General features: G+C 64.6%; 13 protein-coding genes and 1 pseudogene. 6 read left to right on the forward strand and 8 right to left on the reverse strand.

Translation table 11 applies throughout. From position 1 onward, the window contains the following. Positions 1 to 62: 62 nt before the first annotated feature. Entirely contained in the window at positions 63 to 851 is a 789-nt protein-coding gene (locus tag WBR68_RS23450; RefSeq protein ID WP_230695396.1) for a helix-turn-helix domain-containing protein, read from the forward strand. A 19-nt stretch (positions 852 to 870) separates the two neighbouring features. Here WBR68_RS23450 and WBR68_RS23455 read toward each other — a convergent pair whose 3' ends face one another. Together WBR68_RS23455 and WBR68_RS23460 are read right to left on the reverse strand one after the other, a co-directional pair. Then, positions 871 to 2,151 carry an arsenic transporter gene (locus WBR68_RS23455; RefSeq protein ID WP_230695397.1) on the reverse strand — a complete coding sequence of 427 codons (1,281 nt, stop codon included), beginning with the start codon at positions 2,149 to 2,151 and terminating at the stop codon, positions 871 to 873. Positions 2,152 to 2,163: 12 nt separating this feature from the next. Continuing rightward, a complete protein-coding gene (locus WBR68_RS23460) occupies positions 2,164 to 2,670 on the reverse strand; it encodes an arsenate reductase ArsC (RefSeq protein ID WP_050444793.1) in 507 nt (168 codons plus the stop codon). Between the two features lie 162 nt (positions 2,671 to 2,832). Here WBR68_RS23460 and WBR68_RS23465 point away from each other — a divergent pair. The 5 genes and pseudogenes from WBR68_RS23465 to arsH all read left to right on the forward strand — a co-directional run. Further along, positions 2,833 to 3,015 (forward strand): annotated as a pseudogene (locus WBR68_RS23465) (helix-turn-helix domain-containing protein); the annotation flags it as partial. A 144-nt stretch (positions 3,016 to 3,159) separates the two neighbouring features. Further along, positions 3,160 to 4,290, forward strand: a complete 1,131-nt coding sequence (locus WBR68_RS23470; RefSeq protein ID WP_230695440.1) for an ArsO family NAD(P)H-dependent flavin-containing monooxygenase — start codon at positions 3,160 to 3,162, stop codon at positions 4,288 to 4,290. Between the two features lie 9 nt (positions 4,291 to 4,299). Next, positions 4,300 to 4,725, forward strand: coding sequence for an arsenate reductase (glutaredoxin) (gene arsC / locus WBR68_RS23475; RefSeq protein WP_127184591.1), 426 nt, complete (start codon positions 4,300 to 4,302; stop codon positions 4,723 to 4,725). An 8-nt stretch (positions 4,726 to 4,733) separates the two neighbouring features. Further along, entirely contained in the window at positions 4,734 to 5,981 is a 1,248-nt protein-coding gene (locus tag WBR68_RS23480) for an MFS transporter (protein WP_230695398.1), read from the forward strand. A 24-nt stretch (positions 5,982 to 6,005) separates the two neighbouring features. Further along, the gene (arsH, locus tag WBR68_RS23485; protein ID WP_050444789.1) at positions 6,006 to 6,773 is read left to right on the forward strand and encodes an arsenical resistance protein ArsH; all 768 of its coding nucleotides are present in this window, start codon (positions 6,006 to 6,008) and stop codon (positions 6,771 to 6,773) included. A 75-nt stretch (positions 6,774 to 6,848) separates the two neighbouring features. Here arsH and WBR68_RS23490 read toward each other — a convergent pair whose 3' ends face one another. The 6 genes from WBR68_RS23490 to WBR68_RS23515 are packed head-to-tail and all read right to left on the reverse strand — an operon-like array spanning position 6,849 to position 13,123. Beyond that, positions 6,849 to 7,664, reverse strand: a complete 816-nt coding sequence (locus WBR68_RS23490) for an ABC transporter ATP-binding protein (RefSeq protein ID WP_050444788.1) — start codon at positions 7,662 to 7,664, stop codon at positions 6,849 to 6,851. After that, positions 7,661 to 8,527 (reverse strand): ABC transporter ATP-binding protein, encoded by an 867-nt coding sequence (locus WBR68_RS23495; protein ID WP_230695399.1) that lies wholly within the window; start codon positions 8,525 to 8,527, stop codon positions 7,661 to 7,663. Before WBR68_RS23495 ends, WBR68_RS23490 begins: the two co-directional genes overlap by 4 nt. After that, positions 8,524 to 9,354: an ABC transporter permease gene (locus WBR68_RS23500; RefSeq protein ID WP_050444786.1), complete on the reverse strand. Its 831-nt coding sequence runs from the start codon at positions 9,352 to 9,354 to the stop codon at positions 8,524 to 8,526. Before WBR68_RS23500 ends, WBR68_RS23495 begins: the two co-directional genes overlap by 4 nt. Further along, positions 9,351 to 10,307 (reverse strand): ABC transporter permease, encoded by a 957-nt coding sequence (locus WBR68_RS23505; RefSeq protein ID WP_230695400.1) that lies wholly within the window; start codon positions 10,305 to 10,307, stop codon positions 9,351 to 9,353. The genes WBR68_RS23500 and WBR68_RS23505 overlap by 4 nt, the downstream gene beginning before the upstream one ends. A gap of 10 nt (positions 10,308 to 10,317) precedes the next feature. Beyond that, positions 10,318 to 11,871 carry an ABC transporter substrate-binding protein gene (locus tag WBR68_RS23510; protein WP_050444784.1) on the reverse strand — a complete coding sequence of 518 codons (1,554 nt, stop codon included), beginning with the start codon at positions 11,869 to 11,871 and terminating at the stop codon, positions 10,318 to 10,320. 49 nt (positions 11,872 to 11,920) lie between these two features. Beyond that, a complete protein-coding gene (locus WBR68_RS23515) occupies positions 11,921 to 13,123 on the reverse strand; it encodes an aminotransferase class V-fold PLP-dependent enzyme (protein WP_127184597.1) in 1,203 nt (400 codons plus the stop codon). Positions 13,124 to 13,196 lie beyond the last annotated feature (73 nt).

The raw sequence follows: 13,196 nt of genomic DNA on the forward strand, positions 1-13,196 counted from the left end.
CGATGGCCCGCAACGCCTTCTTTCTGACCCGCAGCCATCTTCATCGGAAGTGAGGTGCAGGCATGGAACATTCCCCTATTCCCCGCAGCGGCGTCGACACGTCGCGCAACGCCAACCATGACGGCCCCGTGCGCGCACCGGGCGATTGCGACGCATGTGGCATGGTCCGGATCTGCCGCGCCGGTCCGGCTAACGGCGCCTGGTCGCTGCATCACTCGCCGACTTACGCGTCGCCGCTGCATCAAGCCACGCGCAACTGGCGGCTGGTGCACCGGGGCGAACCCGTTTACCGCGCGGGCGATCCCTTGACGAATCTGTACTACTTGCGTGCCGGGTCCGCGAAGATCCGTGTGACCAACCCATCAGGCTCCGAGCAGATTGCCGCGTTTCCGATCTCGGGCACCTTGCTTGGGCTGGACGCCATCGCCACCGGCACCCACGAATGCGACGCCATCGCCTTGGAAGATTCGCTGGTGTGCGTGCTGCCGTTCAACGAACTGATGTCGCAGTGCAGCTACGACCTGGCGGCCACCAAGGAACTCAACCGGCTCATTGCCCAAGAGGTCAATCAGTTTCGGCGCCTGCTGACGGCCTTGGGCTGCATGACGACCGAGGGCCGGGTGGCGCGCTTTCTTGTGAACCTGTCCGAACAGATGGCCGCCAACGGTTATTCGGCGCGCGAGTTCACGCTGAAAATGAGCCGCGAAGACATCGCCAACCATCTTGGCATGACGATCGAAACCGTATGCAGAACGTTCGGACGGATGCGCACGGCCTCGCTGCTCACCGTGAAAGGACGCAACCTGCAGATACGCAATCTGGAAGCCTTGAAGAAAGTCGGCAGCGTTTAGCGTCATCCGCGCCGGCGGTTCAGCTCAGCCGGATCGCCAGCGCGGCCAGCGTCACGGCAAGCACTGGCAACGTCAGCACAATGCCCACCTTGAAGTAGTAGCCCCAGGAAATCGTCATGCCCTTGCGTTCCAGCACATGCAGCCAAAGCAAGGTGGCCAGGCTGCCGATTGGCGTGATCTTCGGACCCAGGTCGCTGCCGATCACATTGGCGTAGATCATCGCTTCCTTCACCACGCCGCTTGCCTGGCTGGCGTCGATGGACAACGCACCCACCAGCACCGTGGGCATATTGTTCATGATGGACGACAGCAGCGCCGCCATGAACCCCGCGCCAAACGTGGCCGTCCAGATGCCCTGCTCCGCCAAGCGCGTCAGTAGGTCTGCCAGGTACTGGGTCAGACCGGCGTTGCGCAAGCCATACACCACCAGATACATCCCCAGGGAAAAAATCACGATCTGCCATGGCGCCTCGCGGATGACCTTGCGCGTGCTGATCCGATGGCCGCGTCCGGCCACCAGCAGCAGAATCGCCGCGCCCAGGGCCGCCACCGCGCTGACCGGCACGCCCACCGGCTCCAGGCCAAAGAAGCCGACCAGCAGCAATGCCAGCACCGCCCAGCCCGACCGGAACGTATTCAGGTCATGAATGGCCGCGGCGGGCGGCTTGAGCTGGCTTTCGTCATACCGTCGCGGAATGCGCGTGCGAAAGTACAGAAACAAGACGGCCAGCGATGCCAGCACGGCCACCAGGTTCACCGGCACCATCACTGCCGCGTACCGGTTGAAACCGATATCGAAGAAATCGGCCGACACGATGTTCACCAGGTTCGACACAATCAGCGGCAGGCTGGCGGCGTCGGCAATGAAACCCGCCGCCATCACAAAGGCCAGGGTGGCGCCGGGGCTGAAGCCCAGGGCCAGCAGCATGGCCATCACGATCGGGGTCAGGATGAGCGCGGCGCCGTCGTTGGCGAACAGCGCCGCCACCGCCGCCCCAAGCAGCACGATCAACGCGAACAAGGCGCGGCCGTTGCCCCTGCCCCACCGCGCCACGTGCAGCGCCGCCCATTCAAAGAAACCGGCCTCGTCCAGCAGCAGGCTGATGATGATGACGGCGATGAACGTGGCCGTGGCGTTCCAGACAATATTCCACACCACGGGAATGTCAGACACCTGCACCACGCCCGCGACCAGGGCAAGCACCGCGCCCAGGCTGGCGCTCCAGCCGATGCCCAGGCCGCGAGGCTGCCAGATGACCAGGATCAGGGTCAGGATGAAGATCGATAGCGCTGCGAACATGGGGGCGTCTCGTCAGGCCGCGGGCGTATCGGCGCCGATCTGCTTCAGCTCCCGGTGTATGGCGGCCTTGTCCAGCGTGGCCAGGGGCAAGTTGGCAAAGATGCTGATACGCGCCGAGATCTGGCGGAAGACCTTTTCAAAGACGCGGCGGCGTTCGTCTTCCGTTCCCACGGCCGCTGCCGGGTCCTCGAAACCCCAATGCGCCGAAATGGGTTGGCCGGGCCACACGGGGCAAACCTCGCCAGCGGCGTTGTCGCATACCGTGATGATGAAATCCATTTGCGGCGCATCAGGCAGGGCGAACTCATCCCAGCCTTTGCTGCGCAGGGTGTCCGTCGGATAGTCCAGCACACTGACTTTTTCGATCGCCAGCGGATTGACGGTCCCACCGGGATGGCTGCCCGCGCTGTAAGCGCGAAAGCGGCCCTTGCCCACCGTGTTGAGAAGCGCCTCGGCCATGATGCTGCGTGCGGAATTGCCGGTGCAGAGAAACAGTACGTTGTAGACCTTGTCAGTCATGATTCGGGCTCATTGGTTGAAGTGGCGTTACTGGCGGTGGGCAGGTCGAAGGCAACACGCCTTGTCCGGGATGGACAGGGGTTGCCGCCGCCGTCTTCGGCCAGGCACGCCAGCATAAAGCGAAAATTTCAATAGTTCAACAATTGTTGTAGTATTCGCCACATGGATAAAAACACTGCGGTCATCGTCTTCGAATCGCTCGCTTCGGGCGTGCGGCTGGACATCTTCCGGCTGCTCGTGCGGGCGGCGCCCGGCGGCTGCGTGGCCGGCCAGATCGCCACCGAACTCAGCTTGCCGCCCACCAACCTGTCGTTCCACCTGAAGGCGCTGACGCAGGCCGGCCTGCTGACGGTTGAGCAGGAAGGCCGTTACCTGCGCTACCGCGCAAACACCACGCTGATGTACGGACTGGTCGATTACCTGACCGCCGAGTGCTGCGCCGGAGTCGCTTGCGCGGAACCGCCCATGGATGAGGGGCGCGCGCGCGTCATGACATTGGCCTCGTCTGCTAGCCGGGCCGATGTGCTGATCGTGGGCGCTGGGCAAAGCGCGTTGGCGCTGGCCTATTTCCTGAAGCGAAGCAAGCTGGATGTGGTCTTGCTGGACGCCAACCCGCAACCCGGTGGCGCCTGGATCCATGGCTGGAACTCGTTGCGGCTGTTTTCCCCCGCGCAATGGAGTTCCTTGCCGGGCTGGCCTATGCCGGCCATGCCTGGATATCCCGGCCGAGACGAGGTCGTCGATTACCTGTCGCGATATGAAAGCCGTTATGGCTTCAATGTGCACCGCCCTGTGCGGGTGAACCGGGTACGCAAGGAGGCATCCGAATTTGTCGTTGAAACCGACCAGGGCGTTTGGCGCAGCCGTGCCGTCGTCAGCGCGACGGGCACCTGGAGCAAGCCCTACGTGCCCTCGTTCGAGGGGGCTTCCGATTTCCAAGGCACGCAGGTGCATTCCGCGCAATATCGGTCCCCGGCGCCCTTCGCCGGTCAGCGGGTGTTGATCGTGGGCGGTGGCAATTCCGGCGCGCAGATTCTGGCCGAGGTGTCCAGCGTGGCGGAAACCACCTGGGTGACGCAGAGCAAGCCTTTATTCTTGCCCGATGACGTGGACGGCCGCGTCCTTTTCGAACGGGCCACTGCGCGCTGGCAGGCGCTGCAGCAGGGCAAGCAAGCCGACGACCTGCCCGGTGGTTTTGGCGACGTCGTCATGGTTGCGTCCGTGCGCGAGGCCCGAGAACGCGGCGTGCTGCACTCGGTTCGGCCGTTCTTGCGATTTACGCCCCAAGGCGTCGTCTGGCCGGACGGGACCGAGTCCAAGGTTGACGCCGTCATCTGGTGTACGGGCTTCCGGCCGGCCCTGGATCATCTGGCGCCGTTGCACGTCATCAACGCCGAAGGCAAGGTTGCGCTGGCCGGAACCCAGGCGTCGGCAATGCCGGGCTTGTGGCTGCTTGGGTATGGCGAGTGGACGGGGTTTGCGTCCGCCACGCTTGTCGGCATCATGCGCACGGCCAAATCCACGGCGCTTGAAGTGGCCGCGTATGTTGAGGCCAACCCGCGCACGCCATCCCCCTTGGTTCCCTCCTCTACTGAATCCTCTTCTTCACTTCCGACTTAACAGGACACCATGAGCTCCGTCACCATCTATCACAACCCCAAGTGCGGCACCTCGCGCAACACCTTGGCGCTGATCCGCAATGCCGGCGTGGAACCGCAAGTGATCGAATACCTGCAAACCCCGCCCGACCGCGCAACCCTGGTTGACCTGATCTCGCGCGCTGGGCTGTCGGTACGCGACGCCATCCGCCAAAAGGGCACGCCCTATCTGGAACTGGGCCTGGACGACGCCTCGCTCACCGACGACGCCCTGATCGACGCCATGCTTGAACACCCCATTCTGATCAACCGCCCTTTTGTGGTGACGGCCAAGGGAGTGCGGCTGTGCCGGCCGTCTGAATTGGTGCTGGACATTCTGGAACAAGCGCAGCGCGGCGCCTTCGTCAAGGAAGACGGCGAAGCGGTGATCGACGAGAACGGACAGCGCCTGCGCTAGAAAATGCGATGGCCCACCGCCCGATGTCCCAGCAAGCCGCCTCCCCCGACAAAGCGCATGGTTTGGTGACGGCGCTGGGCATCGGGCAAATCTGTTCTTGGGGCTCGCTGTATTACAGCTTTCCCCTGATCGCCGAAGCGATGGGCGCCGAACTTGGTTGGAGCAAACCCGATCTCTACGGCGCGGCAACGCTGGGGCTGATGCTGGCGGCGCTGGCGGCGTACCCGGTGGGCGTGGCGGTGGATCGGGGTTACGGCCGCTGGGTGATGGGCTTGTCTTCCCTGGCGGCGGGCGGTTTGCTGCTGCTTTGGTCACAGGTGACCTCGCTGCTGGCCTTTTACGTGCTGGTGGGCGGCATCGGTGCACTGCAGGCCGCCACGCTGTACGAACCCGCGTTTGCCGTCGTCGCCCGCCGCGTTGGCCCCGGCCATTCACGCGCCGGCATCACCGCGTTGACGCTGTGGGGCGGCTTTGCCAGCACGGTGTTCATTCCGCTGGTGCAATGGCTGCTGAACCATTGGGGCTGGCGCGATGCGCTGATGGTCTTGGCGGCGGTCAACGTCTTCATCTGCGGCAGCGCCTATCTGCTGTGCATCTCACCCACGCGTGACGCCAAGCCCGCTGGCGACGCCACGGCGGACGAACAACGCGCGCGTAACCGACTGGCGGTGCGAGACGCGCTGCACCGCCCCGTCTTCTGGGCCTTGCTGGTGTCGTTGACGGCGTATGCGGCGGTTTTTTCCGCCTTTACCTTTCATATGTATCCGCTGCTGCGCGAACGCGGCATCGATACGGCTTCGGTGGTGCAAGCCATTGCGTTGATCGGGCCGGCTCAGGTGGCGGGGCGGATCGTGATCAGCCTGTTCGCGGCACGGGCCTCGATGCGCGCGGTCGGCACGGCGGTGGTCACGATTTTTCCGCTGGCTTTCGGCGCACTGGCTTTCCTGCGGGCCGACTTCCTGACCGTGGCGGCGGTGTGCGTGGTGTACGGCGGGGCCAACGGCATTTTCACGATCGTGCGCGGCATGGTGGTGCCTGAAATGCTGAGCCGCCACGCCTATGGCGCAATCAACGGCTTGCTGACCGTGCCCATGACTTTCGCGCGGGCCGCCGCGCCGGTGGGCGCCGCCGCCTTGTGGGCGCTTGGGTCTTCTTACGACACGGTGCTTGGCGCCATCGTGGCGGTGGCGTTTGTGCTGGCCGCGAGCTTCTGGCTGGCCGCCTGGATCAGCCGCCCCAGGCTTCAATTGATTTAAGTTATTTGAGTAGAGAACATTGCCATGACGACGTATTCCCCCCCTTCACCCCCCTCCCCTGCGGAATGGGATCTGCCCAGCCTGGACGATGCCTTGCTGGATGTGCCCAGCCATGAAAAGCTGGCGCTGGAAAACGGCGCCACGCATCCGCCGCGCATTCTGCTGCTGTACGGCTCGCTGCGCGAGCGCTCGTATAGCCGCCTGCTGACGGAAGAAGCCGCCCGCATCCTGACCCGGCTGGGCGCTGAAACCCGCATCTTCGACCCCCGCGGCCTGCCGCTGCCCGACGGCGCGCCCGCCGATCATCCCAAGGTGGCCGAACTGCGTGCGCTGTCGCTGTGGTCCGAAGGCCAAGTCTGGTGCAGCCCGGAACGGCACGGCACGCTGACCGGCGTATTCAAGAGCCAGATCGATTGGCTGCCGCTGGAAACCGGCAGCGTGCGCCCCACGCAGGGCCGCACGCTGGCCGTCATGCAGGTGTCGGGCGGATCGCAATCCTTCAACGCGGTCAACGCGCTGCGCGTGCTGGGCCGCTGGATGCGGATGGTGACCATACCCAACCAATCGTCGGTAGCCAAGGCGTTTCAGGAATTCGACGAGGCCGGGCGCATGAAGCCGTCTTCCTACTACGACCGGGTGGTGGACGTGATGGAAGAGCTGATCAAGTTCACCCTGCTGGTGCGCGACCGCAGCGACTACCTGACCAATCGGTACAGCGAACGCAAGGGCATGGCGGAAGAGGCCGCGCGCCTGGCGCGCGCGGCGATGGACCACGAGGCGGTGGCGCCGTAGCCGCTGCCCGGGGCTATCCGGCGCGTGGCGTGCCTGCTTCTGGCAGGATGTGTTGCGGCTTGGCGCCTTCCCGATTCAAGCGCGAAACCGCCGCCGACCGGGGTCCGGCCGAGGCACGGCGGCGATCAGGTCGCGGGTATAGCCGTGCGCGGGCGCCTCGAATATCTGATCGCACTCACCTTCTTCAACCAGCTCTCCCGCGGCCATGATCGCAACCCGGTCGGCAATGTGCCGGACCACGCCCAGGTCATGCGAAATGAACAGATACGTCAGGCCGGTTTCGGCTTGCAGGTCGGCCAGCAGGTCCAGAACCTGCGCCTTCACGGACACGTCCAGCGCCGACACGGCTTCGTCCGCGACGATGAAGCGCGGCTCCAGCGCCAACGCGCGGGCGATGGCGATGCGCTGGCGCTGCCCGCCCGAAAACTGATGCGGAAAGCGCTTGGCGTGGTCAGGCTGCAGGCCCACGCGCGCAAGCAGGGCAAGCATCCGCGCATGCCGTTCTTCGGGCGTGTAGAGCTTGTGGATGACCAAGCCGTCCATGATCGCGTCGCCCACGGTGCGGCGCGGATTCAGGCTGGAGTACGGATCCTGGAAGATTGTTTGCACCTGGCGCCGAAACGACAGCAGCGACGCCCCTGACAGTTGCTGCACGTCGTGCCCGGCCACCCGGATCTTGCCGGACGATGGCCGGACCAGGCCTGCAATGCAACGCCCCAGCGTGCTCTTTCCCGAACCCGATTCTCCCACCAGCGCCAGCGTGGTGCCGGGCGCGATCGACAGGCTTACGCCACGCACCGCCTGCACCACGCGTGTCGGTTTACCCAGGAGCGAGCGACCCACGACGTAGTCTTTCGTGACGCCTTCGGCGTGCAGGATAGGGTTGTTCATCGTGGCGCTCCTTCAATGACGGGGCGAGGCGGCCCCAGGCGCCGCGTCGGGTCGCGCGGGGCGTCCACATTGGGTACCGCCGCCAGCAAGGCCTGCGTGTAAGGATGGCTGGGATGACGAAAAATCTGCAAGACAGCGCCCTCTTCCACCACCCTGCCGGCCTGCATGACGACCACCCGATCGGCAATCTCGGCCACCACGCCCAGATCGTGCGTAATGAACAGCACCGCCGCGCCCGTTTCTGCCTGCATGGAGAACAGCAGTTGCAGCACCTGCGCCTGCACCGTCACGTCCAGGGCGGTGGTGGGTTCGTCGGCGATGATCAGCTTGGGCGTTAGCGCGCAAGCGATGGCAATCATGATGCGCTGGCGCATGCCGCCCGACAGTTCGTGCGGATACGCCTTTGCCCGCTGCGCCGGGTCGCGAATGCCCACACGGTCCATCAAGGCCACCGCCAGGTTCCAGGCTTGCTTACGGCCCATGCCCGCTTCATGGATGCGAAGCACTTCGGCAATCTGGTCGGCCACGCAGCGTCCGGGGTTCAGCGCGGTCATCGGTTCCTGGAACACCATGGCCATGTCCTTGCCGCGCAACGCGTCCATGTCCGACTCCGATGCGCGCAACAAGTCGTGGCCGTCAAACCGCAGCTCGTCCGCGGCCACCCGGCCGGGCGGGTCCACCAGCCCCATCAACGAAAAGCCCGTGACCGACTTGCCGGAGCCGGACTCACCAACCAGGCAGACGACTTCACCGCGCCGCACGGTCAGGTCCACGCCCCGGACCGCGGCGACCACGCCTTGGGCAGTATCGAAGTTGACGCTCAGGTTGCGAACCCTCAGCAGGGCTTCGGCATCACGGTTCATCGTTGCAGCTCCGGGTTCAGCACGTCTTGCAGCCAGTCGCCCAGCACATTGACGGCCAGCACGGTAAAGAACAGGGCCAGAGCCGGTACCAGCACGGGCCACGGGTTGGTGTAGAGATAGTCCTTCAGCGACCCGACCATCTGCCCCCACGACGGCACGGGCGGCCTGACGCCCAGGCCCAGGAAGCTCAAGCCCGCTTCCAGCAGCATGGCAAACGAAAACGTGAAGGACGCCTGCACCGCGATGATCGAACGCATGTTGGGCAGCACTTCGTGCCAGATGATCCAGCGGCTGCCCGCGCCCAACGAACTCGCGGCCAGCACGTGTTCGCGCGCTCGGATGCCGCGCGCCACGCCCCAGGTGACCCGGGCGAATTGCGGAGCGTAGAGCACGCCGATGGTGGCGACCAGTGTCGGCAAGTTGCCGCCAATGAACGCCAGCACCACCAGCGCCACGAAAATCTCGGGGAGTGACACGAAGACGTCCACCACGCGGATGGCCGCGGCTTCCATGCGCCGGCCCAGGAACGCCACGCCCACGCCGATCGTCACGCCCAGGACGCCCGCCAGCAGCACGGCGGCGCCCGCCACCGTCAATGAAACCCGAGCGCCGTACACGGCCCGCGACAGCAGGTCGCGCCCCAGTTCATCGGTGCCCAACCAGTGTTTCCACGATGGCGAGGCCAGCAGGTTGGCAGCATCGATCTGATACGGGTCCGCCAGGCCCAACATGGGGCCGAAAGCGGCGCCCATCACCAGCACGATCAAAAACCCAAGCGCCAGGCGGACGGACCCGCCACCGGAATACGTTCTTAGCAATGCAATCATGTGGATGGCCTGCGGATGCGGGGGTCAACCAACCCCTGCGCCAGGTCGATGACCAGGCTGATCAGGATGAAGATGGCAAAAATGGCCAGCAAACACCCCTGGATCACGGGGTAGTCGCGCGAAAATGCGGCGCTGACCAGCAAGGAACTGAGTCCGGGCCAATCAAACAGCGCTTCGATAATGACCGTGCCGCCCAGCAAGTTGCCCGCCCGGATGCCCACAATGGCAATCACGGGCACCAGCGCGTTGGGCAGTGCGTGCCGGAAGATGGCCTTGCCGCGCGGCAACCCTTTGGCGCGAGCCAGCTTGACGTAGTCGCGGCCCATCACGTCCGACAGGCTGGCGCGGGTCATGCGGGCAACGACGCCCATGAAGTTCAAGCCGATGGTCAAGGCTGGCAGGATCAGCGCCAGGCAATGCTGCAGCGGATCGTCGGCGAACGACACGAAGCCCGACGAGGGCAACCAGCCCAGCCCCAGACTGAACACCAGCACCAGCAGAATGCCCAGCACGAATACCGGCGCCGAGAATCCAGCCACGGCCAGCACTGATGCCATCACCCCCGCCAGCCGGCCCCGGGCGCGCGCCGCGATGATCCCCAGGGGCACGCCCAGCAGCACGGCCACCAGCAGGCCGACGCCGATCAATTCCAGGCTGCGTGGAATGCGCCGCGCCAGCTCGTTGGCCACGGGTTCACCAGTGCGTAGCGACACGCCCAGGTCGCCGTGCGCCAAGGCTCCCGCCCAGTGCGTGAACTGCGTGGCCAGAGGCAGGTCCAGGCCTAGCTGAGCCCGCACGCGGGCCACGGCTTCCGGGTCGCTGCCGGCCTGGTCGCCCAGCATGATGGCGACCGGGTCGCCGGGCAGCAGATGGATGGCGATGAACACCACGCCTGTCGCCAGCGCCAGTGTGATCAGCGCTGAAGACAGCCGTCTTAGCAGGAAAGGCAGCATGCCGATGCGCTCAGTTCAGCCACATGGTGGGCAGCGAGATGCCCGGGCTGCTTTCGCTCAGCGCTCCGCCCAATTGCGTATACCCGCGCACCTTGCGCAGATAGCCTTGCGCCTGTTCACGCCAGTTCACGAAGGCCCAGGGGCTGGTGTCGAGAATGCGCTTTTCCACTTGCGCATAGACCGGCTGGCGCGCCTTCGGGTCCGTCAGCGCGCGGCCTTCCGCCAGCAGCTTTTCCAGTTCGGGGTCACGGTAGCCGATGGGCTTGGCCCAGTAGCTGGAATCGCCGCCCAGGTAATAGGCATAGGCGTCGGGGTCAGGCAGTTTGACCGACACGCCGTAGATCATGGATTCATAGTCGCCGCGATTCTTGCGTTCTACCAGCGTGGCCCATTCCACCGGTTCCAGCTTGAGATTGATGCCGGCTTCTTTCAAATTGGCCTGCACCACCTGGGCCATCGTCGTATAGATGCCCAAGCCTTGAAAGACCACCATCGAGGCGTCCAGTCCGTTGCCGTAGCCGGCCTCGGCCAGCAGCGCCCTGGCCTGCTTGACATCGCGCTTGTAGGTGCCGTCCAGCGCCTTGTTGTAGTAAGGCGAGTCGGTGGGCGTGGGCGCGCCATGGATGGGTTGGCCGTGGCCGAAGAAAGCGGCCTTGGACACGGCCTCGCGGTCGATGGCGTAGGACACCGCGCGCCGCACGCGGGCGTCGTCGAACGGTTTTTTGCTGGTGTTGAACCAGACGCTCATGAAGGCGCCTCCCGCCATGTCGATCTTCATGCCAGCGTTGCGCCGCAACGCGTCGATGTCCTTCCAGGGCACGAAATCAATCATGTCCAGCGATCCGCTGCGCAGCGCGTTGACGCGGGCATCGTCGCTTTTGATCATGCGGAAGTCGACGGCGTCCAGATACGGCTGCCCCGCCACAAAGTAAGCGGGGTTGCGAGCCAGGCTGGCTCGCACGGCGGGCTCGTAGGCCTTGAGCTGGAAGGGGCCGGTGCCGTTGGCGGCAAGCTTCAGATTGGCGCCGCCTTCCACCCATTTGCGCGAGACGATGGCCGCTTCGGGCAACGCCAGTACGCCCAGCAGCGTGGCGTCGGGCGACGGCTTTTCAACCTTGACGGTGGCCGGGTCTACGACGGTAACTTTCATGCCCAACAGGTTGGCGCGCAGCGTTGCGCCCGTGGCCGGGTCCAGGATGCGGTCCAGCGAGAACTTCACGTCGTCCGCCGTGAGCGGCGTGCCGTCCTGGAATTTCACGTTCGGGCGCAGGTGGAAGATGATGCTGCGCGCATCGGGCTGTTCCCAGCGTTCGGCCAGACGCGGCACGACGGCGCCCGTTTTGTCGTAGCCGGCCAAGGGGCTGTAGAGCGATTCGATCAACACCTTCCAGGCGCTGCCGCCGTAGACATGTGGGTCCAGCGACACCACTTCGGACACCGTGCCGTAGCGCAGCGTACCGCCCTGCTTTGGCGTGTCGGCGGCCTGTGCCCCGGCCATGTATCCCAGCAGCGCGCAAGCGCCCACGCGCAGCGCCATCCGGCGCCAGGTTTGTTGCATCGTCATTGTTTTCCCCTTGCTCATGATGGTTCGGTTTGCCGGATGCGCGCCCCGATCAGGGCAGTGCCTCGACCAGCCGATCGATTTCACTGGAATCGTTGTAATACGAAGGCGAAATACGCAGGTTGCCGCCGCGCACCGCCAGGTCCACGCCCGCGTCGCGCAGCCGCATCGATAGTTCTTGCGCATCATGGCCCGCATGCTTGAAAGACAAATTGCCCGACGCTTCGCCCGGGGCGCGCGAACTGACAATTTGATAGCCCTTTTTCTGCAAGGCCTCGCTGGCGTAGTCGGTCAGCCCCAGAATGTGCGCTTCGATGCGGGCCGGCGTCAGCGCCAGTTGGATGCGCACCGCGGCGTCCAGGCCCCAGATACCGGTGAAATTCGCCAGCGCTTCTTCGAAACGGCCGGCATTGGGCCGATATTCCAGCAGGTAATGCATGTGGTCTTCGGTGCTGTCCACGCTGTGATAGCCCACGCTGGGCGGGTCCAGCAGTCCCAGCACGCTCTTGCGGCAGTAGAAGTAACCGGTGCCTATCGGCGCCAACATCCATTTGTGGCCGCCTACCGCCAGGAAGTGGATGCCCAGCTTTTCCACATCCAGCTCCAAGGAACCGGCCCACTGGATGGCGTCCAGGTTCAGGTACACGCCGCGTTCATGGCACAAGTTGGACGTGGCCTCAAGGTCTTGCCGAAAGCCGTTGGAAAATTGCACCGCGCTGATCGAAACCAGCCGTGTACGGTCATCCATGAGCTTGCGGATGTCGTCCACCAGGATGCGGCCGTTGCGGTTCTTTACCCAGCGTATCGTCACGCCGCGCGCTGCCAGTTTCATCCAGCAGTACACATTGGAGGGGTACTCGATATCGGCCAGGATCAGGTTGTCGCCGTCGCGCCAGGGAAAGCCATTGGCCACGTTGACCAGGCCTTCGGTGGTGTTTTTGACATAGGCGATTTCGTCGCGGTGGGCCCCGATCAGGCGGCCGATGCGCGTTTTGATGGTCTCTTCGGCAAAGCGGCACCAGTCGGGATAGGCGTTGCGTCCGTTGTCGCGCACGTCTTCCATGAAGCGGTTCACGGCGGCGACCACCGGCAGGCTCAGCGCGCCAATCGAGGCATTGTTCAGATACGCCCGCCGCTGCTTGATGGGAAACGCGTGCCCCACGTTGCTCCAGTCCAGCTGTTCGATGCCATTGCGGTCGCCGGGAAACAGGGCGGCGGGTTCGCCCAGGGAAACCGCCTTATCTAGGATGTTCACGCCGTGCCTCTTTCATTGAAGGTGGGATGATCCTAAGATTGCCGGAATCCATGCGTCAATTTCGTTTGCGGTA

It is taken from the genome of Achromobacter sp. JD-1, from assembly GCF_038594925.1.
GTDB lineage: Bacteria > Pseudomonadota > Gammaproteobacteria > Burkholderiales > Burkholderiaceae_B > Achromobacter > Achromobacter spanius_C.